Consider the following 24,482-nt stretch of genomic DNA (forward strand, 5'->3'; position numbering starts at 1 on the left):
GTTATTTTTTAGCGTGCAATAGGGCGAACGCGAGCGAATAAAGTTTCGCCTCGGCCGTATCGGCCCGGCTTGTCAAGACGACGGGGGCACTGGCCCCGACGACGATCGCCGCGACGCTGGCCCCGGCGAAGTACATGATCGATTTATAAAGGACGTTGCCGACCTCTATGTATGGAACGAGCAATAAGTCGGCTTGTCCGGCCACTTCACTAGCGATTCCTTTTTGTTTGGCGGCAATCATGTCGACGGCGTTGTCGAGTGCGAGCGGTCCGTCGACGACGCAACCCTTGATTTGACCACGCCGGTTCATCTGGGCAAGGAGTGCGGCGTCCATCGTCGCGGTCATTTGCGGATTGACCACTTCAACTGCCGCGATTGCAGCGACACGCGGCAACTCGTAACCGATGTCTCGCATCGCGCCGACCGCGTTATGAATGATATCGACTTTTTCTTCGAGCGTCGGAGCGATATGGATCGCCGCGTCGGTCACACCGATCAACCGCTCCCGATTTGGAATTTGGAACAAGGCGACGTGGCTTAGCGTCCGGCTCGTCCTGAGTCCCGACTCCCGGCTGAGCACCGCCTTCATGAAGACCGAGGTCGACACCATTCCTTTCATGAGAACATCAGCCTCGCCGTTGCGAACCGCAAGTGTCGCTCGTTTGGCGATATCGACTTCTCCCTTGACGTGCAAAATATCGATCGTCGACTCGGCAATGTCATGTTCATCACACAAGCGTTTAATCTCCCGGGCGTCACCGAATAGGATAAATCGTGACAATCCATGGTCGGTCGCAAGCTTGACGGCGCGGATCACTTCCACGTCGGCCGCCCCGGCAATCGACACGGTGCATCCATCTAACCGTTTTGCCCGTTCGAGCATCCTGTCAAAGTTCATCGTTGTCCCCCCTAACCTGTCTACACTTTATATTATGCAAGTTTGTTTCCATTTTTGAAAGCGCTTTAAACAAAGGGCCACCCTGCAATATATTACATAGTAAGCAAAATTATGCATGCATATTACTGCAGACGTTCAAGTTTATTATACAGCGTCCGGATCGAGATGTGTAACCGCCGCGCTGCTTCTGATTTGTTCCCGTCCGCTTCAGCGATCGCCCGGTCGATCAAATCTCGTTCATAGCGAGCGACGGCGTCTTGAAGCGATACGGCTTCGACTGATCGCGCCGTGACGGTCCGTGTCGATAGTTGAAGGTGATGGGGAGCGATCCATTGCTCAGAACTTGCCATATAAATCATCGCCCGGCCAATCACATTCTCAAGCTCACGGACGTTCCCTTTCCAGTATTGACTCTTTAATAGTTCAATCGCAGCTTGATCGACCCCGTGGACGAGTCGACCGTACTCTTGATTCAGTTTACGGATGATCCGCTCGCAAAGCGGCTCGATCTCTTCAAGTCGGTCACGGAGCGGCGGGATGTGGATTGGCATCCGGTTGATCCGATAATATAAATCCTCACGAAACGTCCCGTCCGCCACTTTCTGTTCTAAGTTCGCGTTCGTCGCCGCGATGATCCGGACATCGACCGGGATCGCGTTCGTGCCCCCGACTCGAACGATTTCATGTTCTTGGAGGACACGGAGCAGCTTGACTTGAACGTCGACCGGGAGTTCGCCAATCTCGTCTAAAAACAAAGATCCGCCGTCCGCCTCCTCGAAATAGCCGACTTTCCCGCCGCGCCTTGCCCCGCTGAACGCACCGTCCTCATACCCGAACAGTTCGCTCTCTAACAGCGTCGGCGAGATGGCTGCACAGTTGACCCGGACAAACTTTTTAAACTTCCGCGGCGATTCGCCGTGGATGGCGTGGGCGAACAGTTCTTTGCCGGTGCCGGACTCGCCGCGTATGAGCACGGTGACCGGCGTGAGTGCCGCTAGGCGGGCTTGTTCGATGACAAAGCGCATCGCTTCGCTCGTCGCAATGATATCTGTAAATTGATATTTCGCCTCCAAGTTGCGAATCCGCGTCTTCGCTTCCTTCAACTCATCACGCAACGCCCGAATTTGGGACACGTCGCGAATGACGCCGACGGAACCGCGCAGCTTCCCTTCGACCACAATCGGTTCGGCGTTGACGAGGATGTCTCGGCGCGTCGCCCCGATCTGCATCCGAATATCACGTACGCCTTGACCGGTCGATAAAACTTTCAAGTGCACGCTCTCCTGCATTCCAATGTCGGCCGTCGCCGGTTTATCAACGACATCTTCTTTTTTAAATCCGGTCAAGCGGGTATAGGACGGATTGATTAAAATCGTATTCCCGTTATGGTCGGCGACCGAGATCGCCTCGCTCGTACAGTCGATGATCGCTTCGAGCATCTGTTGGTTCTGCTTCAGCCGCTCGACGACGATCCGGATAAACTCGCCTGGCAGCACGACCGCCTCCGAAAAATGGTCCTTCAGTTCAACGAACGTCTCGCTCTGTCCGGTCGTCTCGATCACAAAGTCGACTTTTTTGTCGGCACACGCGCGCCAATCGCTCGAAGTCTGGATGCCCCAACTCCGTGCTAGCTTCAATCCCTCTGCCGCTATGTCCGAGTCGATGACGGCAGCGACGGTGACGAGTGGGGAATCAAGGAGCATCTTGAGCACCTCGGTCCCGCCTTTCCCCGCTCCGACAATCAACAATCGTTTATTCATTTTTAAAATCCCCCATTTTCCTAATCTATATTCATGCTACTCAACCGCCTTCCTTTTCGCAACTCTTCGAAAAAGGCAGTGTCTCCGCTCTCGTTTTCTGTTAAAATAATGAGTGGAAAAGGAGGAGATACTATGCGTGTGATCGCGCTTCTGATCCTAATCATCCCAGGCCTATTCGGCGTTTACGGCATCAAGCTTTTACGTGACAGCTTCTTTTTAAAAACGAGTGCCCCATTCACATGGATCGAGTCGGTTGCTGCAGCATCGATGTTGCAAGGAACGTTCGGTCTGTTACTGGCAATGGGCGGTATCGGTTTCGTTGCAGGGTATATCTTTAATCGCGACAAGAAGACAGGAAAAGTCCCACGAATAGATTCTTGAACACACAAAAAAAAGGTTCCCTAACTTGACTTCATTTCAAGTGCGGAACCTTTTTATTCATATTGAATTGTGATCACTACGGATGATCTCCTTTCAGACTTGCTATACTGCTTTGACATGAGATCCAATGGTCTTCTTAATGAAGAAGTTTGAAAGAAATTAGTAACTGCCGTCTTGCGTGAACGGAAACGTACTCATTCGAGTTACTAACAAATATTCATCGGGTCATGTCCAACCATCCATTGTGAAGTCGAACGCTTGCCATGAGATGTTCAACGATTGACAACACTCCTTTTGGTCAACTGAACGATTCGTTTTACCCTGACATGGGTCCCTAGCTTCGAACCGATGTCGGAATCGTCTCGCAAATGAGCGAATGTCGCGACCTCTCGTCGGAACAATAACGATTTGAGATGTCGTTCGCACCTCTGAGCTATTAACGGATAGCGAGCCGAGATGATTTCTTGCTCTAACCTGTTCCGGAACATGTTAGAAAGCGTTCATCTGACGCTCGTCCAAGTAACTTGGTACACCTTTATTATAACAAGAATCATCAAAAATGCAAGCGCTTTCTTTTAAGAACGTATTATGCACGGATTCTTGGCGTGCTTTTAAAACATATGCTGCTAAAAAAGGGATGGCTATTTACCAATTCAAATCTGATGGAAAGGTTCGTACGAAGGGGCTTTATCACATACAAAACGTCAATAATTACCACCGTAGGCTAAAAGGGTGGATACAACGGTTTAATGGCGTTACGACCAAGTATTTGAACAATTACCTTGCTTGGTTTCAATTACTAGGAAGTATTCATCACCAACGAAAGGAAGTCACGATGAATGACTTCATAATAAAAGGGAATTTTATTCCAAATAAGGAAACCTATGATACACTTGGGTTATCCAAATTCACGAAATAATTATATTTCTTTATTGGAAGGTTGTGACGTATGAAACGTAAAGATAACAGTAAACGAACTATTATTCAGTGGATTGCATTTGCGATAGTAATACTAGGTCAAGTTATAAGACTAGTGTTGGAGATATCAGGTTTAGCTCAGAACTTATCTTTAAGCACACTTAATGCTATATCCTTGACAGGTTTTGCGATAGGTATTATTTTGATTTTGGTTTCCTTTTTATTTCCCAATAAGAAAAAAAAGGATGGTATATAGAATCTCAACAAAAGGGTGAATTGATAAGGACAATAGAAACAACCAAAGGGACTTCTATATTAATCGGAAGTCCTTTTTTATATAGTAAAAACAACATTAACCTTTAACAGAGCCCATAAAAAAGAAAAGAAATCAGGGGATTCCCCTGACTCCTTCACTGTTGTTTGAACGATTGGTACGTTACGAAATACGAAATAAATTCTGAGTTTTTCGGGCTGCGCTCTCGCTCTGGACGACCGTCAAACATCTCGTGATCCCGCATCCCGTTTTCCCAAGCCGTCTTAATCGCGTGACGCATCGCCCGCTCGACCCGAGACGACGTCGTCTCATGTTCTTTGGCGATCATCGGATACAATTCCTTTGTGATCAACCCTAAAAGTTCTTGCCGCTCCCTCACATAGACGACCGCTTGGCGGATATACTTAAATCCTTTGATCCGCGGCGAGATGCCGAGCTGTTGCAACAAGAGCGAGATGTCGAGTTCTTCTGGCGACATCGGTTCGAACTCGCGGCTTGAACCCGCAGCCAGCTCGCGGATTTTAGAAATCAGTTGTTGAATGTTGAACGGTTTGACCAAGAAATAAGAAGCACCCAGTTGAACGGCTTGTTTCGTGACTTCATCTTTCCCGAAAGCGCTGAGCATGATGACTTCCGGCTTCGTGTTTGGCAAGTCTACTTGAAGCCGTTCTAGCACACCGATCCCGTCAAGATGCGGCATGATGATATCTAGCAGTAGCACATCCGGCTGGTGTGTCTTGACGACGTCTAAGCATGCTTCGCCGTCGAAAGCGGTCCCTACGACTTTCAAGTCGGACTCGGACTCAAGTTGTCGAGTCAACAAGTCGACGATTTCACGATTGTCGTCCGCAATGCATAATGTAATCAATTAAGACACTCCTTCGATAAACTTCCGTTTTAATTGGAGGGACATATCAAGCAGCTCCTCCACATGCTGTTTCGTCAGATCGGTCATTTGCGCACCGGCAATCATTCTTCCGAGTTCATCGATGCGGTCCTCATGGCTAAGCGCGGCGACGTTTGTCTTCGTCCGTTCGTCCGTCTCGGTCTTCGTAATATACAAGTGATGATCCGCCATGGCGGCCACTTGGGCCAAATGCGTGATACAAAGCACTTGTGAACCGACCGACAAGCGGAAAATCTTCTCCCCCATCGCTTGGGCAACCCGTCCCGAGACACCCGTATCGACTTCGTCAAAAATAATTGACGCGACACCGACCGTCCTTGAGAAAATCGATTTTAACGCGAGCATGACCCGTGACAGCTCTCCGCCTGAGGCGACTTTCGCTAGCGGCTTGAACGGCTCTCCGACGTTCGTCATCATATAGAATTCGACTTGATCGAGCCCGTCCGCCTTGCACGACACTTCTTTGAATCGGACCTCAAACTTCGTCTTCTCCATATAGAGCTCTTTCAACTCACGCTGAATTGCCTTCTCAAGCTCGCCGGCTGCTCGTTTCCTTGCTGCCGACAACTCGAGGCCGGCCGAACGCATCAAATGTTCGAGCCTGTCGAGACGATCTGTTATTTCTTGAAGATGTTCTTCCCGATTTGTCATCGTTTTTAACTCTTCTGTGATTTTTTCTCCGTACGTGATGACGTCGTCAATCGTCGCCCCGTATTTCCGTTTCAATTGTTGGAACAACGCGAGGCGCGTTTCAATCTCATCGAGCCGGATCGGATCAAATTCAAGCGAATCGAGTTGGTCGCGCAATTGGAACTTGGCGTCTTCAAGCAGGAAGTATGCGTTCGAGATCATCTCGGCCATCGGCGCAAGTGATGCCGTGAGCGCCGAACCTTCTTCCATCTCCCGCATCGCGATGCCGATTTGATCAATCCCTTTCCCCTCGTCCGCAACGGCGTCGTAGGACAAGCGGACGTGCTGATGAATCCGTTCAAAGTTTGCAAGTTCGTTCCGTTCTTCAGTCAACGCCTGCTCTTCCCCGACTTTGAGCTCGGCCGCGTCGATTTCATTCGTTTGAAACGATAATAAGTCCATTCGTTGGGCCAATTCCTGCTCGCTCTGACTGAGTCGTTTCAGTTCATCAGCGACACGTTTCCAATCGGTGTACGTCTCGTGATAACGCGCTAACAACGGGGCCAGATCCGTTTCGCCGAAACTGTCCAATATGCCGAGATGATGCTCGGCATCAATCAAATGTTGGTGCTCGTGTTGTCCATGAATATCGACCAAGAGACGTCCCAACTCACGCAACGTCGACAGCGGCATCATTTTGCCGTTGACACGACACACACTCTTACCGCTACTATGTAAATCACGGCGCAAAATGACGGTCCCTTCCTCGATCTCGATTCCGTACTGCGTCGCCGCCTCGATGATCAAGTGATCGGGTTCGACTACGAACAGCCCTTCGATTTCCGCTTTATCTTGACCGTAACGCACGAATTCACTCGAACCTCGTCCTCCGACGAGCAGTCCGATCGCATCCAAGAGAATTGATTTTCCCGCCCCGGTCTCTCCGGTCAATACGGTCATCCCGCGCTTGAACGTGACGTTCAATTCATCGATGATCGCAAATTGTTTGATCGATAGTTCTGCTAACATCTGATAATTCACCTCATAACATTCCGAGTAGTCGTTCGATGATCTGCTTCGCCTGGTCCTCATCCCGCGCAATCATCAAGATCGTATCATCCCCGCACACTGTCCCGATTAATTCATCCCATGACAAGTGGTCAATCAAGACGCCGATCGCGTCCGCATTACCGGGCAACACTTTCATGACGACCAAGTTTTGGGCCGAGTCGACTGAGACGAAGCTGTCTCCGAGTATCCGTTTCATCTTGCCATACGGGTTGAAGCGCTGGTCGGCCGGCAGACTATACTTATAGCGGCCGTCGTTGAGCGGCACCTTGACGAGATGAAGTTCTTTAATGTCACGCGACACTGTCGCCTGCGTCACTGGGTAACCAGACCGATGGAGTTCGTCCACGAGTTCATCTTGGGTCTCAATTTCACGATTCGTAACGATTTCTCGAATTTTAATCAATCGTTGTCCTTTGTTCATACGCCCTGACACCTCATTTTTCGTTTCACATATACAGTATCATTCTAAAGTATTGACGAAAAAAGGTCTACCATTCCAAGGTTGAAAAGGAAAGATATGGTGAGCAACCACCTTTAAAAACAGCTGCAGACAAATCGTCTGCAGCTGTTCATACGGTTTTCTTCAGTTGAGTATGTGCCTTGTCGATGACCGCTGACACGTCGAGAGCTGGTTCGACCCCACCGATCCCCGTGTAACGGGCGAACAGCAAGAATTCGATATTGCCGTCACCGCCAGTGATCGGCGAGAAGTCGAGCCCTTCGACCCAGAACCCTTCAGATGCGAAGTAGCGGACCATCTCATTGACGACGCGTTCATGAATCGACCGGTCCCGAACGATGCCTTTTTTTCCGACATCCGCTTTACCGGCCTCAAATTGAGGCTTGATGAGCGCCATGACGACACCGTCCGGTTTTAAAATTTGTTTTAACGGCGGAATCATCAGCCGAAGCGAGATGAACGAGACGTCAATCGTCGCAAAGTCGGGTTGAATCGGGAACTGCTCGTTCGTTGCGTGCCGAAAGTTCATCCGTTCCATGACGACAACACGTTCGTCGCTCCGAAGCTTCCAAGCCAACTGATTGTAACCGACGTCGACCGCATACATTTGCGTCGCCCCGTTTTGAAGGGCACAGTCGGTAAAACCACCCGTCGACGAGCCGATATCGATCCCGATACGCCCGGAGACGTCGAGCGGGAACACTTGGAGTGCTTTTTCAAGCTTTAGCCCGCCACGGCCGACGTAAGGCATTGTCTGCCCTTTGACTTCGAGCGGGATGTCGTCAAACACTTTATCGCCGGCTTTATCGAGCCGCTCCGTCCCGCTGTATACGATTCCGGCCATGACGGCCCGTTTCGCTTTCTCTCTCGTCTCCGCTAATCCGCGATCGACGAGCAATACATCTAATCTTGTTTTATTTCGTTTTTCCATAATTCCTCACACATTCTGTCGATTTGTCATTTGAATGAACTGCTCTACCGATTCCGCAATTTGAGACGGTCTGAGCCCGATCTCTTCTAGCAGTTGATTGACCGCGCCATGTTCAATATAACGGTCCGGAATCCCTAGACGAAGGACGCGCGGGAACTGTCTCGCATCACTCGCATGCTCGAGCACACTGCTTCCGAACCCTCCGGCAAGAACGGCCTCTTCGAGCGTGACGAGCGGGATGCCTTCCTCATAGAGCGCGGTAAGCATCGCATCGTCGAGCGGTTTGATCGTACGGCAGTTGATGACCCGTACGCTCCGTTGTCCTTCGAGGAGCGTTCTCACTTCTAGCGCATCTTGCACTTGCGGCCCGAACGTCAAGATGGCCACGTCCGTCCCGTCAGCCACGACTTCCCACTCATCGAGCGGAAGTTCACGCAACGTCTCACTCATCGGGGTACCGATGCCTTCTCCACGCGGGAACCGCACAGCGATCGGTCCATCATCGTATTTTAACGCCGTGTAGACGAGATGTTGCAATTCTTCCTCATCTTTCGCCATCAAAATCCGAATGTTTGGCACATGGCGCATGAAGGCGATATCGAACACGCCTTGGTGCGTCTCCCCGTCGGCGCCGACAAGGCCCGACCGGTCAATCGTGAAGACGACGTTCAAGTTTTGGCGGCAAATATCGTGCACGAGCTGATCATAGGCGCGCTGGAAGAACGTCGAATAGATTGAAACGACCGGTTTGAGACCTTGTGTCGCTTGACCTCCGGCGAGCGTGACCGCATGTTGCTCGGCGATGCCGACGTCAAACATGCGTTCCGGGAATTGCTTGTTGAAACAGTCCAGTTTCGAACCGACGCTCATCGCTGGCGTGATCAACGTCACACGCTCATCCGTCTCCGCGACTTTCGTAATCGTTTCGGCAACGACTTTTGAATAACTCGGTCCTTTGACTTTCCCTTTAATGACTTCACCAGATTCAATCTTGTACGGTCCGAGACCGTGCCACGTCCCGATGCCGTCTAGTTCGGCCGGGCGATAGCCTTTGCCTTTTTTCGTGATGACATGGACGAGTACCGGTCCATCAATTTTTTTCGCATACTCGAGTGTCTCAAGCAAATCTTTCAAATCATGACCGTCCGTCGGTCCGAAGTAAGTGAAGCCAAGTTCTTCGAAGAACGTACCCGGTATGAGTGCCGACTTCAACATATACTTGACTCGTTCGCCACTGCGTTCGAGCGAACTTCCGACAATCGGGATGTGCTTGATGAGCGCTTCGACTTCCTCGCGGGCATGCTTCAGTTTACGTGACGCCCGCATCCGGCCGAGCATATTATGCATCGCCCCGACGTTTGGTGCGATCGACATTTCATTGTCATTTAAAATGACGATGACGTTTTGTTTCTCGGCCCCGATGTGATTGAGTGCTTCGAGCGCCATTCCGCCCGTGAGAGCACCGTCTCCGATGATGGCGATGGCGCGATCATTCGCTCGTCCTTTTAGCTCGTTGGCGATGGCAATCCCCATTGCCGCCGACAACGAGGTCGAACTGTGCCCCGTCTCCCATACATCGTGCTCGCTCTCACAGCGCTTCGGAAACCCACATAAGCCATTATACTGGCGAAGCGTGTCGAACTGGTTCGTCCGTCCCGTTAAAATTTTGTGGACATAGGCTTGATGCCCCACGTCCCATACGAGTTGATCTTTCGGACTGTCAAATACACGGTGCAAGGCAAGCGTCAACTCGACAACGCCGAGGTTCGGCCCGAGATGCCCTCCCGTTTCTGCCAATTTTTCAATCAAGAACCGTCTGATGTCTGCGCCAAGCGCTTCGATCTCGGTCACCGACATTTTCTTTAAAAATGACGGGTCTTGAATGGATGTCAGGTCCATGATGACCATCCTTTCTCCTGTCGTATTACTGATTCGTACCTTACATTTTACAAGAATGTGTCCATATATGCTATACATACAGAAAAACAAAGGTGACACGATGTGCTCATCGTGTCACCTAAAGTCAATGATTGCGTTTGACGACAAAGTAAAGTAGCTCATGCAAACGAGGTGAAGCGACCGACAGTTCGGCGAGCGCAGCTTCAGCTTGTGCGACTTCTTGAGCGAGCGCTTGTTTCGCACCGTCAAGACCGAGCAGCTTCGGATACGTCGATTTATCGTTCCCTTCATCCGAACCGACACGCTTCCCAATCAACGCCTCGTCGCCTTCGACGTCTAAAATGTCATCTTGGATTTGGAACGCAACACCGAGATGCGCTCCGAAACGCTTCAATGCCGCTTGGTCGCTTGCGGACGCATCGGCCAAAATCGCTCCTGCTTCGAGCGCATAGACGAGCAGCGCCCCGGTCTTGCGGGCATGAATCGACTGAAGCGTCTCTAACGATACGTGTTGTCGTTTCTCGGCTAGCATATCGTCTAGCTGTCCACCTACCATCCCGGCACTACCGGCCGCCTCGCTGAACCGTGAAATCAAACTCACTAGTTTTTCAGGCGCGGCGTGCGTGCGGGTGATCACTTGAAATGCGTCCGTCAAGAGCGCATCGCCCGCAAGGATCGCGGTCGCTTCATCAAACTGACGATGGTTCGTCGGGCGGCCTCTGCGGACATCGTCGTCGTCCATCGCCGGCAAATCGTCATGAATGAGTGAATACGTATGTACCATCTCGAGTGCGACGGCGGCTTCGTGACCGAGTTCAATCGGTCGGCCGTATGTATCGAGGACAGCGTACAGGAGGGCCGGACGAATCCGTTTCCCACCTGCCTCTAATGAATAGGTCATCGCTTCGAACAGTCGCTTCGGCATGGCCGCGTCGTCAACGAGACGACTCATCGCCTGTTCGACCGCACGTTTCCACTCATCGAGCATCAACTGACTCATACGGCGCCTCCTTTGTCACGGAGCGTACCGTCCAGTTCTAAAATTTCGTCCATTTTCTTTTCGGCAGCCGTCAATTTTGACTGACAAAGCGCCGACAGACGAACACCTTCCTCATAGAGCGTCATCGCTTCTTCAAGCGCGACTTCTCCAGTCTCAAGTTTCGCCACGATGTCTTCGAGTCGGGCTAGCGCCGTCTCAAACGTCTGTTCTTCTTGTTTCTTCGCCATAATGTCTCTCCTTCACTTCCGCGACGGCATGACCGTCACGGAAACGGATCGTCACGACTCCGTCATGTAGTTGTTTGACATCTTTCACGTACGTCCCGTCTTGCTCGGTAAGCGTATAGCCTCGGGATAGGACCGCGAGCGGGCTGACCGCATGCAACCTGCCGACCTGCGCGGCAAAGCGTTCGGTCGGCCGTTCGAGCGGCCGAATCCGGTTCAGTCGTCCTTCAAATTGACGGTACCGTTCATCGTTCGTCCGCAGTGCCCGAGCCAAATTCCGGACATCGAGCCGCTGCTGCGATTGAGCGAGACGATGGCGGGCGAACGTCAGTTGTTTGGTGACACCTTGCTCGAGACGGATCTCAGCCTGAGCGAACCGGTCCCGCTTTTGTGAGAGCGTGAACCGCGGCGACTTCAACCCGTAGCTGTTCGCCGCCCGTTCGAGCCGGTCGCGCACAGCTGTCATTTGATTCGTGACGGAACGCTGCAACTGCATCGTCAAACGCTCGACGTCTTTTCGCTGCGCATCGATCGTCGCCGTCGCGAGTTCCGCCGCAGCCGTCGGTGTGGCCGCACGTAAGTCGGCGACGAAATCGGCAAGTGTGAAGTCGGTTTCGTGACCGACGGCCGAGATGACCGGAATCGTCGAGTTGTAAATCGCTTCAACGACGATATCTTCGTTGAACGCCCACAGTTCCTCGATCGAGCCGCCGCCCCGGCCGACGATCAAGACGTCACAGTCCGTCCGTTCGTTCATCCAGCGAATCGCACTCGCCACTTGCGGGGCCGCCAAGTCACCTTGGACGGCAACCGGGGCGAATGTGATGGCTACGTGTGGCGCCCTGCGCCGCAGTGTCGTCGCGATGTCGTGCAAGGCAGCACCTTTGGGGGACGTAATGATCCCGATTCGTTCAGGGAAGGCCGGGAGCGAACGCTTCCGTTCCGCGTCGAACCACCCCTTCGCTTCGAGTTCGCGTTTTCTCGCCTCGTAACGTTCAAACAATAGACCGACACCGTCTTGACGCATCAGTTCAACGTACAGCTGAACGTCACCCGTCGCCTCGTACATCGTCACGCGCGCGACGACGACGACGTTCATCCCGTCTGTCGGTTCGAACGTGAGCGTTCTGGCGTCACGTGAAAACATGACGGCTTTCATACGAGACGCCTCATCTTTCAACGTGAAATAGCAATGACCCGAAGCGTAACGTTTAAAGTTCGAGATCTCACCGACGACCGCGATTTGTTGTAAAATCGGATCGTCGTCAAGCTGTCGTTTGACGTAACGGACGACTTCGGACACTTGAATCGGATTAGCCACGCGAAGCGACCTCGACCGTGTTATGCATGAGCATCGTGATCGTCATCGGTCCGACGCCGCCAGGTACAGGCGTGATGGCGCTCGCCACGTCTTTGACACCTTCATAGTCGACATCCCCGACGAGACGATTGTCGACACGGTTGACACCGACGTCGATGACGATCGCACCTGGTTTGACCATGTCGGCCGTGACGAGTCCGGCCCGTCCGACCGCGACGATCAAAATATCGGCCTGTCTCGTCATCGCTCCGAGGTCAGCCGTCTTCGAATGGCAATACGTGACAGTCGACGACTCGTTCAAAAACAGCATGCCGACCGGTTTGCCGACGATCTGGCTTCTCCCGACGACGACGACATGCTTCCCGACGAGGTCGGTCTGCGTTTTGACGAGGTGTAAAATCCCGTGCGGCGTGCACGGCAACAGCGTGTCAAGACCGAGCATCATTTTCCCGACGTTCTCCGGATGGAAGCCATCGACGTCTTTCTCCGGCGAAATCCGCATGATGACGCGAGATTCATCGATATGGTTCGGTAACGGGAGTTGGACGAGAATCCCATGTACCGCTTGATCTTCATTCAATAAATCAATCAGCTTCAGTAAATCCGCTTCGGTCATGTCATCATCAAATCGAAGTATTTGCGAGTCGATGCCAATCTCTTTGGCCGCTCGCTCTTTCCCGCGAACGTAACTGTGGCTCGCTGGGTCGTCCCCGATTAAAATGACTTTTAATTTCGGGGTGATGCCGCGCGCCCGAAGAGCTGTCACCTGATCTTTCAACGTTTCCCGATACGATGCTGCGATTTGTTTCCCGTCGATCACTACTGCCATCTCTCTCATCCCCCATTGTCTTAGGTTTCTCTGTAGTTGGTGTGGTGTCTTCTCTATTTGTTTAACAGACCGTGTGCTTGTCTTCGCTTACGCTTTAATGATGTTACCGAGCACGCCGTTGACGAGCTTGGCCGCTTCTTCATCGGCGAACGATTTGGCGAGTTCGACCGCCTCGTTGATCGTGACTTTGTCCGGAATCGTCTCGACGTAGAGCAACTCGTACGTCGCCATGCGGAGAATCGTCCGCTCGACATTTCCGAGACGGTCGAGTCTCCAGTTTTTCAAGTTTTCGATGAGCAATTCGTCAATCTCATCTTTCTTCTCCAACGTTCCAACGACGAGTTGTTCGTAGAATGGATCAGAGTCCATGCCATCAAGGGCAAATTCGATAGCCTCGTCTACCTCAAGTTTTGATACTTCGATTTGAAAAAGCGTTTGAATCGCTTTTTCCCGTGCTTCATGACGTTTCATTCAGATACTCTCCTTTTGCTTGCTTTCATCTTTAATCGGCAAGGATACCCCTACTTCAATCGTGCTCCGGGCACAGCCCGACGATAAGTGGGGGAGAAATTGCCGCCGGGACTGAATCACGCATGTCCGTTTTGGCAGACAACGTCGCTATCGATACCGGCCTCATCTCTTGCCCATCCTCTCCGGTTGTTCGTTTGTAAACTGTTCTCTACGGGAAAAAAATATTATCTCTAGTGAAAGGCGGTGAACCCAATGTCCACCATCACTGCGAAGGTCCAACTCTTCGTCCCGCCCCCTCAAGCGGCTATCCTGAGGGCAACGATGGACGCATACCGGTCGGCTTGTGACTGGCTGTCGGGACACGTCTTCGAGACGAGGGACCTGAACCAGGCGAGCCTCAACGACTCGCACTATGCCGAGCTCCGGCAACGGTTCGGCCTGAAGAGCCAGATGGCCCAGTCGGTCATGAAGACGGTGATCGCTCGGTACAAGTCGGCGAAGTCGAACGGGCACGCGTGGTCCCGTGTGGAGTTCAAGCGTCCCGAATACGACCTCGTCTGGAACCGCGACTACTCGCTCACCCAGGACCGGTTCAGCGTGAACACGCTGGACGGACGGATCAAGCTGGACTATGCGCGTAAGGGCATGAGGCAGTACTTCAACGGGACGTGGCGGTTCGGCACAGCCAAACTGGTGCACAAACACGAGAAATGGTTCCTGCACATCCCCGTGACGAAGGCGTTCCCCGAACTCGACGACGCTTGCGTCACAAACATCGTCGGTGTGGACCTCGGCATCAACTTCCTGGCGGTCACGTACGACAGCCAGGGCGAGACCACCTTCTACGACGGAAGAATGGTGAAGCACAAGCGAGGCACGTTTAAAGCCACCCGCGAACAGCTCCAACGACGGCAGACCCCATCGGCCTGCAAGCGGCTGAGACAGCTCGGCTCGAGAGAAAACCGTTATGTGACCGATGTGAACCATCAGGTCACGAAGGCACTCGTCGACCGATACCCGAGGGGCACGCTGTTCGTGTTGGAGGACCTGACCGGCATCCATGCCGCCACAGAGAAGGTGCGGGCGAGAAACCGCTACGTCTCCGTGTCGTGGGCGTTCTACCAGTTCCGTCGCATGCTCGAGTACAAGGCCGCACTGAACGGTCAGAAGGTGATCGTCGTCGACCCGAGACACACCTCCCAGACCTGTCCGACATGCGGGCACACCGAGAAGGCGAACCGGGACAAGAAGCTGCACACGTTCCAATGCAAGAACTGCCGGTACCGATCGAATGATGACCGCGTCGGCGCGATGAACCTGCATCGGAAAGGCATCGAACACATCGGTACAGGTGCCACGGGAGCATGACCCCCATGGAAGGGGCGAGGTCAACCGTCCCGATGTTCCGCCACGCGAAGGTAGGAGGCGCATGAGCGCCGTCCGCACTACCGGGCAGGAACGAGCGTAACCGTACTCTACGAGGGTAGAGGCGCCGTCGAGTCCTCGATGGACGCAAGCCCCCACCTCAAACGGACCGTCAAGGCGTTAAGTGGCGGGTTGTTGACTGTGATAGTTTAGCATAAAGCACTCACAAATTCAGTACAAAAAACAAGGAAGCCCGAAATAATGTTCGGGCTTCCTTGTTCGACTCATTTCGTCAGTATCATTTCTTTTTCGACAAATTTCGTGTCGAACGCACCGTTACGGAAATGTTCGTGCGCCATGACTTGTTGATGGAACGGAATCGTCGTATGAATACCCGACACCGTGAACTCGTCAAGGGCACGGAGCATCTTCGCGATCGCTTCCTCGCGCGTAGGGGCGTGGACGATCAACTTCGCCACCATCGAGTCATAGAACGGCGGGATGACGGCACCTGCGAACAGTCCGCTGTCGACCCGCACACCCATTCCTCCTGGAACGATATATTGATCGATCTTGCCGGCCATCGGACGGAAGTCGGTGAACGGGTCTTCGGCGTTAATGCGGCATTCGATCGAGTGGCCGCTAAAGACGATATCGGCCTGTGAGATGGCGAGCGGATGCCCGAGCGCGACTTCAAGTTGCGCTTGGACGAGATCAAAGCCGGTGATCATCTCCGTGACCGGATGCTCGACTTGGATTCGCGTGTTCATTTCCATAAAGTAAAACTCGTTCGATTCAGGGACGTAAATAAATTCGATCGTCCCGGCGCTCGAGTATTGGATCGCTTTCGCCGCTTTGACGGCCGCTTCTCCCATCGCTTGGCGCGTCGCCTCGTCGATCGCAGGCGACGGGGCCTCCTCGATCAGTTTCTGCATCCGGCGTTGGATCGTGCAGTCCCGTTCTCCTAAATGAATGACGTTCCCATACTGGTCAGCGAGCACTTGCACCTCGACGTGACGGAACGATTCGATATATTTCTCTAAATAGACGTCGCCGTTCCCAAAAGCTTGTTTCGCTTCTTTACGGGTCGCGACGAGTCCTTTGATGAGCTCTTCTTCGTCGAAAGCGACACGAATCCCGCGTCCGCCGCCTCCGGCCGTCGCCTTGATGATGACCGGATAACCGATTTCTCGAGCGAGTTCAATCGCCTCATCATCCGTCACGACACCGCTCGATCCCGGGACGACAGGAACACCTGACTCGATCATCGTCCGCTTCGCTTCATCTTTAATGCCCATCTTCCGAATCGCATAGCTGCTCGGACCGACGAACTGGATCCCGCACGCTTCACTCATCTCGGCGAACTCGGCATTTTCTGCCAAAAATCCATACCCAGGATGGATCATCGTCGCATCGACCGCACAAGCGACCGACAAGATGTTCGGGATATTCAAATAAGAGTCTTTCGACGGGTTCGGCCCGATACAATACGCCTCGTCCGCGAGACGAACGTGCAACGACTCACGATCTGCCTCCGAAAAGACGGCGACTGTCGGGATATTCATTTCTTTGGCTGCCCGAATGATTCGTACCGCGATCTCGCCGCGGTTTGCAATGAGTAATTTCATAGCACCCTCACTTCACGCTAAAGAGCGCTTGGCCATATTCGACTAGATCGCCGTCGGCGACGAGGATTTCAACGACTTCCCCGCTGATTTCGGCCTCGACATCGTTGAACAGTTTCATCGCTTCTAATATACAGACGACCTGACCCGTCTCGACACGGTCGCCTACTTTGACGTACGAGTCTTTATCCGGGGCCGGGCGTGAATAAAACGTTCCGACCATCGGTGATGTGATGGTACGTAAGTTGCTCACTTCCGCTTGAGGCGCTTCGCTCTCTTCTACGGCTGGTGCAGATAACGGAGCAGTAATCGGTTGAGCAAGCGGTGTGCTCGCGACGATTTGCTGCGCCGTTTCTTTTTTTAATGACAGTTTGAACTCGGACGTCTCGAGCTCCATCTCATGGATAGACGTCTGGTCGAGCAGTTCAATCAGCTCTTTAATATGATCGATTTGCATGAAATAAACCCCCTATTTATACCTGGTACTAATCTCTACTCTACTATAACTGGTCAGACCAGTGAATGCAACGACAAAAAAAGTGCCCATTCGTTTGAATGGACACTGCTCGTATTACCCGTTATAACGTCCCATGAAGTCGCCGGTACGTGTGTCGACCGTCACTTTTTCACCTGGCTCGATGAAGAGCGGGACTTGAATGATATGGCCAGTTTCGACCGTAGCGTTCTTTTTGACGTTCGACGCCGTATCCCCTTTAACACCTGGGTCAGCTTCTGTGATCGTCAAGACGACCGTCGTCGGAAGTTCGATCCCGAGGATCTCACCGTTATAATCAGCGATGCTCACTTCCATGTTCTCGAGCATGAACGGAAGCGCCGCTTTCACTTGCTCGCCCGTCAATTCGAGCTGCTCATACGACTCCGTATCCATGAAGACGTACGTGTCGCCCATCGGATACAAATACTGCATTTTTTTACGTTCGATGTGAGCGCGTTCGACCCGCTCGCCGCCCCGGAACGTCGTCTCTTGAATCGCGCCAGAACGTAAGTTGCGCATTTTCGTACGAACGAACGCTGCGCCTTTACCTGGTTTGACGTGTTGGAACTCGATGACTTGCCAAATCGAACCATCTGATGTTTTGACTGTTAACCCTGTCTTTAAATCGTTTACTGATACCATAGTGATTTCCTCCTAAAAATGAGCTGAGACTCAAGCCTCGATCGTGATTAACTCTTTTGGCGACTGCGTGAGACGGACATTTCCATCCTTCGTGATGACGACATCATCCTCGATACGGCAGCCACCGATGCCGGCGATGTAGATCCCAGGCTCGATTGTGACGACCATCCCAGGTTCGAGCACCGTGTCAGACCGGAACGACAACCCTGGCGCCTCATGTACTTCCATTCCGAGTCCGTGACCGGTTGAGTGGCCGAAGTACTCGCCGTACCCGGCTTCTTTGATGACGTCACGCGTCAACGCGTCAGCCTCGATGCCAGTGATACCGGCCCGAGTCCCTTCCACGCCTGCCAGTTGGGCACGCAACACCGTGTCATAAATCTCGCGCAATTTGTCTGAGATCTCGCCGACTGCGAGCGTACGCGTAATATCCGAACAGTACCCTTTGTAGTACGCTCCGAAGTCGAGCGTCACGAGTTCACCGGCTTCGATGACTTTGTCACTGGCCACACCGTGCGGCAATGCCGAACGATGACCAGAGGCGACGATCATATCGAATGAAGACGAATCCGCACCTTGGCCGCGCATGAACATCTCCAACTCATTGGCGACTTCTTTCTCAGTGCGTCCCGGGCGAATGAACGTCTGGATGTGGGCAAACGCCGCATCAGCAATCGCCGCAGCTTCCTTCATTATCTTAATCTCTGCCTCGTCCTTAATCAAGCGCAGCTTTTCCACGATCCCTGACGTCTCGACCAGTTCAGCCGCTACCTCTTTCTCATACGTCCGATACGTCCCGACCGTCATGTCATCTTGTTCGATCCCGAGACGCTTCACCCCTTCTCGGCTCGCGATGTCAGACACCGACTTGATGAGCGATGTTTCGAGCTCGATGATGTCATAACCGGTTACTTGGCTAGCTGCCTGCTCGGTATAGCGGAAGTCCGTGATGAAACTCGCCGCCTTCGCTGTGATCAAGATGACCCCACTCGACCCGGTAAACCCAGACAAGTAACGAATGTTCTCTCGTTTCGTCACGAGCAATCCATCGATCCCGTTCATTTCTAACTGAGCTTGTAGCTTGTTGACGCGTTCAATCATGTCGATTCCTCCAATGTTCGATGAGTGCATGCAACGCGAGCGTATAGCTCGTCAATCCGAAGCCGCTGATGACGCCGAGGCAGACACCGGCAAGTTTCGATTCGTGACGAAACGACTCACGGGCATGCACGTTCGAGATATGTACTTCGACGACCGGGGCTGAAATAGCGGCAATCGCGTCCCGCAATGCAATCGACGTATGCGTATACGCCCCGGCGTTCAAGATGACGCCCGCGTAATCATACGCCTCATGCAGCGCATCGATCAGCTCACCTTCATGATTGGACTGGATGAACGTGAGACGAACATCTCCCGGTGCTTCGAGCAACAGTTCTGCCGTCAAGCCTTTCAGCGAGACATCCCCGTACACATCCGGTTCCCGTCTACCTAGCAAGTTCAAATTCGGTCCGTTCAAGACAAGTATATGCACAAGCCTTCCCCCTCATTCGTCAAGTCTTTCTTATTGTAACAAATTTATGCGAAGAGCGATAATCGCGTCACCTGAGGTTTCGTTTTTCGATCAAATCACGTTATAATTCAACTATATACTTGTCAGAATCGAGGAGAACCTATGAAAAATAAAAAGTTGATCCCCGTCGGCGGTCAAGCACTCGTCGAAGGCGTCATGTTCCAAGGACGCACCGAGAGCGCCTCGGCCATCCGGCGTAAAGACGGATCGATCGAGACGTTCAAACAGCCTCGACTCCTCGTCCCGTGGGTCCAATCGTTGAAAAAAGTCCCGTTCCTTCGTGGCATCGTCGCTTTATACGAGTCGTTAAAGAACGGCTCAGCCCACATGAACTTCGCGAGCGATCGCTATGACGTCGACCCGAGCGAAGACGTCACGGAGAAGCCAGAGCAAAAGCAAAACATCCTCATGGTCATCATGATCGCCATCGTCGGTGTCATTTCTTACATCTTCGGCAAATTGATCTTCAACGTCACCCCGGCGCTCCTTGCCGCTATGTTCCAAAACGTGCCCGCACTGTCCGGTCACGTGATTCAAAACCTGCTCGAAGGGGGAATTAAACTAGTATTACTGCTCAGCTACCTATACTTGATTTCATTGACCCCGCTCATCAGACGCGTCTTCCAATATCATGGCGCCGAGCATAAAGTTATCAACTGCTACGAATCCGGACGACCGATCACCGTTGATAACGTCCGTTCAAGCTCACGCCTCCACTATCGGTGTGGTTCAAGCTTCATCCTGTTCACCGTTTTTGTCGGCATCGGCGTCTATATGGTCGTCCCGATCGACCCACTTTGGGTCCGGCTCGTCAGCCGGATCGCGCTGTTGCCGGTCGTCATCGGCATCTCGTTCGAGGTGCTTCAATTCACCAATCGCTTCCGGGAGCATCGGTTTTTATCCGTGCTCGGTAAACCAGGACTTTCATTGCAACTATTAACGACGCGAGAACCGAACGACGAACAGATCCGCGTCGCCATCGAAGCGTTCGAGACGTGGGAACGTTCCGAACTCGGTCAACCGGACGTCCAAAGAGAGGGATAAAGAGGAGGAAAACACCATGATCAGACAAAGAATCGGCTCGACCGCGGCGACCATCGTGTTCATCTTAGGCTTCATCGGAGTCGGACATATGTTAGCGACCGATCCTGGTCGATTGTTCAGACAGCTACTCTTCATCGGTATTTTCGGGTTAATCTTTTACGTGATTTACCGGGTCTTCATGGCTCCTAAAATTTCGGCCGAGGACGTGCGTTACCGGAAGACCGCGCAAGCGTCGAAAAAACGGATGGCGCGACCGGGCAATAGCCCCAAAGTCAAACCGTCCGCAGCGGCCGCTAAGAAAAAGAACACCAAACCAGGCTCGAACGTCACCAAACTGTCGAAGCGCACGAGCGTCCATCGCAGCGACGCCCCTCACCTGACCGTCATCGAAGGGAAAAAAGGCAAGAAGAAAAAGAAAGCGAACATGTAAAAGGAGCGCCTCTCGAGGCGCTCCTTTTAGTCTGTCTCGACAAATCCTATATACGGTAAGTTGCGGTATTGTTCCGCGTAGTCGATGCCGTACCCGATGACGAACTCATCTGGAATCTCGAATCCGACATAATCCGCGTCAAGTTGGACGAGGCGACGGGCCGGTTTGTCGAGCAACGTGCAAATTTTCAATTCTCCCGGTTGATGCAACTTCATATGCTGACACAAAAACTTGAGCGTCTGGCCGGTATCGATGATGTCCTCAATAATGACGACATATTTCCCTTCGACGTCGAGGTCGAGGTCTTTCCGAAGTTGGACGTTCCCGCTCGAGACCGACTTTTTCCCGTAAGACGAAGTCGCGACCGTGTCCAGTTGGACGCTCCCTTTCATCTGTCGCATCAAATCAGCGGCGAACACGAGTGAACCTTTTAACACGGGGACGAGGACGATCGGCGTCCCGGCCGCATCACGTTCGATCTGTTCCGCGAGTTCAGCGACGCGCTGTTTAATCTGTGCTTCATCAAATAACTTCCCTTTGATTTGAATGTTCATTTGTCGGCGATTGTTCGCCGTCACCCCCTCATTTATCTATCCAGCAACCATTCTATCATACAATCACCCTAAAAATAGACTTTAATTCAATAAAACGATGTTAATGTTCGGCTTTCGCTTCGAATGCCTAAAAAAAGACCACCATCCGATTCAACAATCGGATCGCGGTCGATTTCACTCATCCCGTGTCATATTCAGTTCTTGAAACTGTCGAAACTGCTCCATCAGCTCAGGTTTGTCTTCGAAGAATTCGACGAATTGGGTCATGCAGTCGAGCGTGTTCGAGCTCAAATGATGTTCGATGCCTTCAACATCCTCATAGACGTGCGCTTCATCGACCCCGATCAGCCGTAGGAACGACTCGAGCATCGTATGCCGCTCGACGAGCCGCTTGCCGATTTTCTGCCCTTTATTCGTCAACATCAGGCCTCTGTATTTTTCATATACCAAATAACCTTCCCGGTCTAACTTTTGCACCATTTTCGTGACTGAGGAGGGATGCACCCCTAAATGTTCGGCGATATCAGATACACGAGCGTATCCTTTCTCGACCATCAGTAAGTAGATTCGTTCTAAGTAGTCTTCCATACTCGGTGTCGGCATGGGCGTAGCCTCCCCTTATGTTCCGTTCTCCAATCTCCATTTTAGCGTAACCCGTGTAAAACCGAAAGCAGAACGGGCAAATCGTCTAGTCAATCATTGTCTCATGACCTTAAATTCTTTATAATGAATGTTGGTGAAACTTAATAGAGAAAGGGAGAACATCAATGGGAATCGAAACAATCCTCGTCATCATCCTCTGGGCTGCGCTCATCGCATATATCGTCTGGCGCTTCATGCCGGCTCGTGGTTTGAAAAAAATGAAACAAGAAGAATTTCGCGCTTCGCTCCGCAAAGGACAATTGATCGACGTCCGTGAACCGAACGAGTACAAGGGAGGCCACATCATCGGGGCCCGTAATATCCCGGTCGGCCAGATGAAACTTCGAATGAAAGAGCTACGGAAAGATCAACCGATCCTCATGTACTGCCAAGGCAAGTCACGTACGAACCAGGCGGCCAAACTGCTCATGAAAAATGGCTACACCGACATCTATATGCTTGAAGGCGGATTTAAAAACTGGAAAGGGAAAGTCAAAAAAGACTGACCCTCACAAACAAGCGTTGCTCCAACATTCGTTGGGGCAACGCTTATTTGATTGAACGTTCAAAAGAATTTAGCGATCGATTTCGGTGTTAAAACTTTCCCTACCGATTTGATTTCCTCATTGACGACAAGGCCAGGCGTGCTCATAATTCCATATGACATAATTTGCTCGATGTCCGTCACTTTTTCAACCGTCGCCGTCTTCCCAGTTAATCGTAGCGCTTCTACGACATTTTGCTCCAGCGTTTTGCAATTGCGACACCCGGTCCCTAAAATTTTTATGTTCATGTTCGACTCCTCCTCATAGTATAAAGTTGAATAAGTAACCAATTACCGTGATCCCCAACGTCACAATGACAAAGAAAATGATGACGAGCTCTTTCTTCAACACTCGGCTCAACAATAGACCTTCAGGTACAGACAAAGCGACGGTCGACATCATGAACGCAAGAGCCGTTCCGATCGCCATTCCTTTCCCTACGAGCACCTCGATGACTGGCAACGTCCCGATTGCATTGGAATAGAGCGGAACCCCGATCAACGTTCCAACGATTGGGCCATACCAGTTATCTCCCCCTGCGACACGCATAATGAACTCGGCCGGGATGAACCCGTGAAACCCTGCCGCGATCGCAATCCCAATCAGTAAATAAGGTCCCACTTTTTTCACGGTCTCATAGACGCTATTGAGCGCTGTCACTAAACGATCTGCTTGTGATAATTCAATCGTGACCGCGACTTGTTGACTTTTGATTTGATATACGTAGTCTTGCACATACTTTTCAAGATGTAACTTTTCAATTAGCAGGCCAGCGAACAACGCGACCATCACTCCTGCAAATACATATAAGAACGCGATCTTCCAACCGAACATTGAGATGAGAAGGACGATAGAAATTTCATTCACAATCGGTGACGTGATGAGAAACGTGAACGTCATCCCGAGCGGAATACCCGCTTCCACGAACCCGATGAAAAAGGGGATCGTCGAGCAGGAACAGTATGGTGACAAGACGCCTAGACCAGCGGCACCAATATATCCGCCAACTTTCCGCTTGCCACTCAAATAGTCGCGAACTTTTTCTACAGGGAAATAACTGCGAATATATCCGATCACAAAAATCATAATGCTCATCAGCACGGTTATCTTCACGACGTCCATCACGAAAAATTGTACAGCTTCACCGAAACGGCCACTTAGATCAAGGACGTCGTATGCGATAAAGTCTCCAATCCGATCAAACATGTTCACCCACTTCTTTCTCTGTCAATTGGAAAACGGTGTTCCGTCCCAAGCGTGTCGAGCGAATGACTTCACCACGCTCTAGCAAACGGAGGTGATGTGTCAACGTAGAGTTCGGCATCTCGAGCGTGCTCGACAGTTCACATAAGCACATCGGGGCTATGCCTAACAGGCGGACGATCTTTAACCGAGTTGGATCTGCCAGTCCTTTATGGAAGGCGGCTTGTCGCTCGAGCTCTCCCTCATCAAATTGACAGATACGTAAGGATTCGCGAAGTTCTTCGTCTGTTTTCAAAGTCCATTCCATCTTCATCACCTCCTCTTATATAACTAGTTTGCTAGTTATATAGTTTCAAGTCCACACACTTGTTCAATTATTCACATTTAAGACA

28 protein-coding genes and 1 pseudogene are annotated in these 24,482 nt (G+C 51.8%); 7 read left to right on the forward strand and 22 right to left on the reverse strand.

The window, feature by feature from the left end; translation table 11 throughout:
* Position 1 precedes the first annotated feature (1 nt).
* Both yqiS and EVJ20_RS04765 read right to left on the reverse strand, forming a co-directional pair.
* Positions 2-898: a phosphate butyryltransferase gene (gene yqiS / locus EVJ20_RS04760; RefSeq protein WP_131463722.1), complete on the reverse strand. Its 897-nt coding sequence runs from the start codon at positions 896-898 to the stop codon at positions 2-4.
* A gap of 122 nt (positions 899-1,020) precedes the next feature.
* Positions 1,021-2,658, reverse strand: a complete 1,638-nt coding sequence (locus EVJ20_RS04765) for a sigma 54-interacting transcriptional regulator (protein ID WP_131463724.1) — start codon at positions 2,656-2,658, stop codon at positions 1,021-1,023.
* Between the two features lie 132 nt (positions 2,659-2,790).
* Between EVJ20_RS04765 and EVJ20_RS04770 the strand changes: the two genes are divergently transcribed.
* From EVJ20_RS04770 to EVJ20_RS04780, 3 genes and pseudogenes are all read left to right on the forward strand, one after another.
* Positions 2,791-3,039: a DUF2627 domain-containing protein gene (locus EVJ20_RS04770; protein ID WP_016510497.1), complete on the forward strand. Its 249-nt coding sequence runs from the start codon at positions 2,791-2,793 to the stop codon at positions 3,037-3,039.
* 568 nt (positions 3,040-3,607) lie between these two features.
* Positions 3,608-3,958: pseudogene (locus EVJ20_RS04775) on the forward strand (IS1595 family transposase); the annotation flags it as partial.
* 30 nt (positions 3,959-3,988) lie between these two features.
* Positions 3,989-4,213 carry a hypothetical protein gene (locus EVJ20_RS04780; protein ID WP_131463726.1) on the forward strand — a complete coding sequence of 75 codons (225 nt, stop codon included), beginning with the start codon at positions 3,989-3,991 and terminating at the stop codon, positions 4,211-4,213.
* A gap of 154 nt (positions 4,214-4,367) precedes the next feature.
* On the opposite strand, the gene spo0A is transcribed toward EVJ20_RS04780, so the two are convergent.
* The 10 genes from spo0A to nusB all read right to left on the reverse strand — a co-directional run bounded on the left by spo0A (position 4,368) and on the right by nusB (position 13,974).
* The gene (gene spo0A / locus EVJ20_RS04785) at positions 4,368-5,099 is read right to left on the reverse strand and encodes a sporulation transcription factor Spo0A (protein ID WP_131439845.1); all 732 of its coding nucleotides are present in this window, start codon (positions 5,097-5,099) and stop codon (positions 4,368-4,370) included.
* On the reverse strand, positions 5,100-6,797 hold the full coding sequence (gene recN / locus EVJ20_RS04790) for a DNA repair protein RecN (RefSeq protein WP_131507193.1): 1,698 nt from the start codon (positions 6,795-6,797) through the stop codon (positions 5,100-5,102).
* A gap of 13 nt (positions 6,798-6,810) precedes the next feature.
* Positions 6,811-7,260 (reverse strand): transcriptional regulator AhrC/ArgR, encoded by a 450-nt coding sequence (gene ahrC, locus EVJ20_RS04795; RefSeq protein WP_016510386.1) that lies wholly within the window; start codon positions 7,258-7,260, stop codon positions 6,811-6,813.
* Between the two features lie 148 nt (positions 7,261-7,408).
* Positions 7,409-8,230: a TlyA family RNA methyltransferase gene (locus EVJ20_RS04800; RefSeq protein WP_070327061.1), complete on the reverse strand. Its 822-nt coding sequence runs from the start codon at positions 8,228-8,230 to the stop codon at positions 7,409-7,411.
* A gap of 6 nt (positions 8,231-8,236) precedes the next feature.
* A complete protein-coding gene (gene dxs / locus EVJ20_RS04805) occupies positions 8,237-10,129 on the reverse strand; it encodes a 1-deoxy-D-xylulose-5-phosphate synthase (protein ID WP_070327906.1) in 1,893 nt (630 codons plus the stop codon).
* 124 nt (positions 10,130-10,253) lie between these two features.
* The gene (locus EVJ20_RS04810) at positions 10,254-11,129 is read right to left on the reverse strand and encodes a polyprenyl synthetase family protein (RefSeq protein ID WP_070327060.1); all 876 of its coding nucleotides are present in this window, start codon (positions 11,127-11,129) and stop codon (positions 10,254-10,256) included.
* Positions 11,126-11,356, reverse strand: a complete 231-nt coding sequence (xseB, locus tag EVJ20_RS04815) for an exodeoxyribonuclease VII small subunit (protein WP_016510387.1) — start codon at positions 11,354-11,356, stop codon at positions 11,126-11,128. The genes EVJ20_RS04810 and xseB overlap by 4 nt, the downstream gene beginning before the upstream one ends.
* Positions 11,325-12,674: an exodeoxyribonuclease VII large subunit gene (gene xseA, locus EVJ20_RS04820; protein ID WP_070327059.1), complete on the reverse strand. Its 1,350-nt coding sequence runs from the start codon at positions 12,672-12,674 to the stop codon at positions 11,325-11,327. Before xseA ends, xseB begins: the two co-directional genes overlap by 32 nt.
* Positions 12,667-13,503, reverse strand: a complete 837-nt coding sequence (locus EVJ20_RS04825) for a bifunctional methylenetetrahydrofolate dehydrogenase/methenyltetrahydrofolate cyclohydrolase (protein ID WP_131439853.1) — start codon at positions 13,501-13,503, stop codon at positions 12,667-12,669. The genes xseA and EVJ20_RS04825 overlap by 8 nt, the downstream gene beginning before the upstream one ends.
* Positions 13,504-13,590: 87 nt before the next feature.
* A complete protein-coding gene (nusB, locus tag EVJ20_RS04830; protein WP_131458862.1) occupies positions 13,591-13,974 on the reverse strand; it encodes a transcription antitermination factor NusB in 384 nt (127 codons plus the stop codon).
* Between the two features lie 252 nt (positions 13,975-14,226).
* On the opposite strand from nusB, the gene EVJ20_RS04835 reads away from it, so the two are divergent.
* Positions 14,227-15,342, forward strand: a complete 1,116-nt coding sequence (locus EVJ20_RS04835; protein WP_131463730.1) for an RNA-guided endonuclease InsQ/TnpB family protein — start codon at positions 14,227-14,229, stop codon at positions 15,340-15,342.
* A gap of 281 nt (positions 15,343-15,623) precedes the next feature.
* Here EVJ20_RS04835 and accC read toward each other — a convergent pair whose 3' ends face one another.
* The 5 genes from accC to aroQ all read right to left on the reverse strand — a co-directional run bounded on the left by accC (position 15,624) and on the right by aroQ (position 19,633).
* A complete protein-coding gene (gene accC, locus EVJ20_RS04840) occupies positions 15,624-16,967 on the reverse strand; it encodes an acetyl-CoA carboxylase biotin carboxylase subunit (RefSeq protein ID WP_131463732.1) in 1,344 nt (447 codons plus the stop codon).
* Positions 16,968-16,974: 7 nt separating this feature from the next.
* On the reverse strand, positions 16,975-17,421 hold the full coding sequence (gene accB / locus EVJ20_RS04845) for an acetyl-CoA carboxylase biotin carboxyl carrier protein (RefSeq protein ID WP_070327054.1): 447 nt from the start codon (positions 17,419-17,421) through the stop codon (positions 16,975-16,977).
* 114 nt (positions 17,422-17,535) lie between these two features.
* Positions 17,536-18,102 (reverse strand): elongation factor P, encoded by a 567-nt coding sequence (gene efp, locus EVJ20_RS04850; protein ID WP_070327053.1) that lies wholly within the window; start codon positions 18,100-18,102, stop codon positions 17,536-17,538.
* A 30-nt stretch (positions 18,103-18,132) separates the two neighbouring features.
* Positions 18,133-19,200 carry a M24 family metallopeptidase gene (locus EVJ20_RS04855; protein WP_070327905.1) on the reverse strand — a complete coding sequence of 356 codons (1,068 nt, stop codon included), beginning with the start codon at positions 19,198-19,200 and terminating at the stop codon, positions 18,133-18,135.
* A complete protein-coding gene (aroQ, locus tag EVJ20_RS04860; protein ID WP_070327052.1) occupies positions 19,196-19,633 on the reverse strand; it encodes a type II 3-dehydroquinate dehydratase in 438 nt (145 codons plus the stop codon). The genes EVJ20_RS04855 and aroQ overlap by 5 nt, the downstream gene beginning before the upstream one ends.
* A 141-nt stretch (positions 19,634-19,774) precedes the next feature.
* Here aroQ and EVJ20_RS04865 point away from each other — a divergent pair, with 141 nt between their 5' ends.
* Positions 19,775-20,716, forward strand: coding sequence for a DUF1385 domain-containing protein (locus EVJ20_RS04865; protein ID WP_071397716.1), 942 nt, complete (start codon positions 19,775-19,777; stop codon positions 20,714-20,716).
* Between the two features lie 16 nt (positions 20,717-20,732).
* A complete protein-coding gene (locus EVJ20_RS04870) occupies positions 20,733-21,146 on the forward strand; it encodes an SA1362 family protein (protein WP_016510385.1) in 414 nt (137 codons plus the stop codon).
* Positions 21,147-21,172: 26 nt separating this feature from the next.
* Here EVJ20_RS04870 and hpt read toward each other — a convergent pair whose 3' ends face one another.
* Together hpt and mntR are read right to left on the reverse strand one after the other, a co-directional pair.
* The gene (hpt, locus tag EVJ20_RS04875) at positions 21,173-21,700 is read right to left on the reverse strand and encodes a hypoxanthine phosphoribosyltransferase (protein WP_070327050.1); all 528 of its coding nucleotides are present in this window, start codon (positions 21,698-21,700) and stop codon (positions 21,173-21,175) included.
* A 174-nt stretch (positions 21,701-21,874) separates the two neighbouring features.
* Positions 21,875-22,303, reverse strand: a complete 429-nt coding sequence (mntR, locus tag EVJ20_RS04880) for a transcriptional regulator MntR (protein WP_070327049.1) — start codon at positions 22,301-22,303, stop codon at positions 21,875-21,877.
* A 164-nt stretch (positions 22,304-22,467) separates the two neighbouring features.
* On the opposite strand from mntR, the gene EVJ20_RS04885 reads away from it, so the two are divergent.
* Positions 22,468-22,848 carry a rhodanese-like domain-containing protein gene (locus EVJ20_RS04885; RefSeq protein ID WP_016510373.1) on the forward strand — a complete coding sequence of 127 codons (381 nt, stop codon included), beginning with the start codon at positions 22,468-22,470 and terminating at the stop codon, positions 22,846-22,848.
* Positions 22,849-22,907: 59 nt separating this feature from the next.
* Here EVJ20_RS04885 and EVJ20_RS04890 read toward each other — a convergent pair whose 3' ends face one another.
* The 3 genes from EVJ20_RS04890 to EVJ20_RS04900 are packed head-to-tail and all read right to left on the reverse strand — an operon-like array spanning position 22,908 to position 24,397.
* Positions 22,908-23,135 carry a thioredoxin family protein gene (locus tag EVJ20_RS04890; protein WP_035386597.1) on the reverse strand — a complete coding sequence of 76 codons (228 nt, stop codon included), beginning with the start codon at positions 23,133-23,135 and terminating at the stop codon, positions 22,908-22,910.
* A gap of 13 nt (positions 23,136-23,148) precedes the next feature.
* The gene (locus EVJ20_RS04895; protein WP_131507196.1) at positions 23,149-24,093 is read right to left on the reverse strand and encodes a permease; all 945 of its coding nucleotides are present in this window, start codon (positions 24,091-24,093) and stop codon (positions 23,149-23,151) included.
* Positions 24,086-24,397, reverse strand: coding sequence for an ArsR/SmtB family transcription factor (locus EVJ20_RS04900; RefSeq protein WP_236636163.1), 312 nt, complete (start codon positions 24,395-24,397; stop codon positions 24,086-24,088). The genes EVJ20_RS04895 and EVJ20_RS04900 overlap by 8 nt, the downstream gene beginning before the upstream one ends.
* Positions 24,398-24,482: the final 85 nt, after the last annotated feature.

This window comes from Exiguobacterium sp. SH0S1 (genome assembly GCF_004337165.1).
In the GTDB taxonomy this organism is placed as follows: domain Bacteria; phylum Bacillota; class Bacilli; order Exiguobacteriales; family Exiguobacteriaceae; genus Exiguobacterium; species Exiguobacterium aurantiacum_A.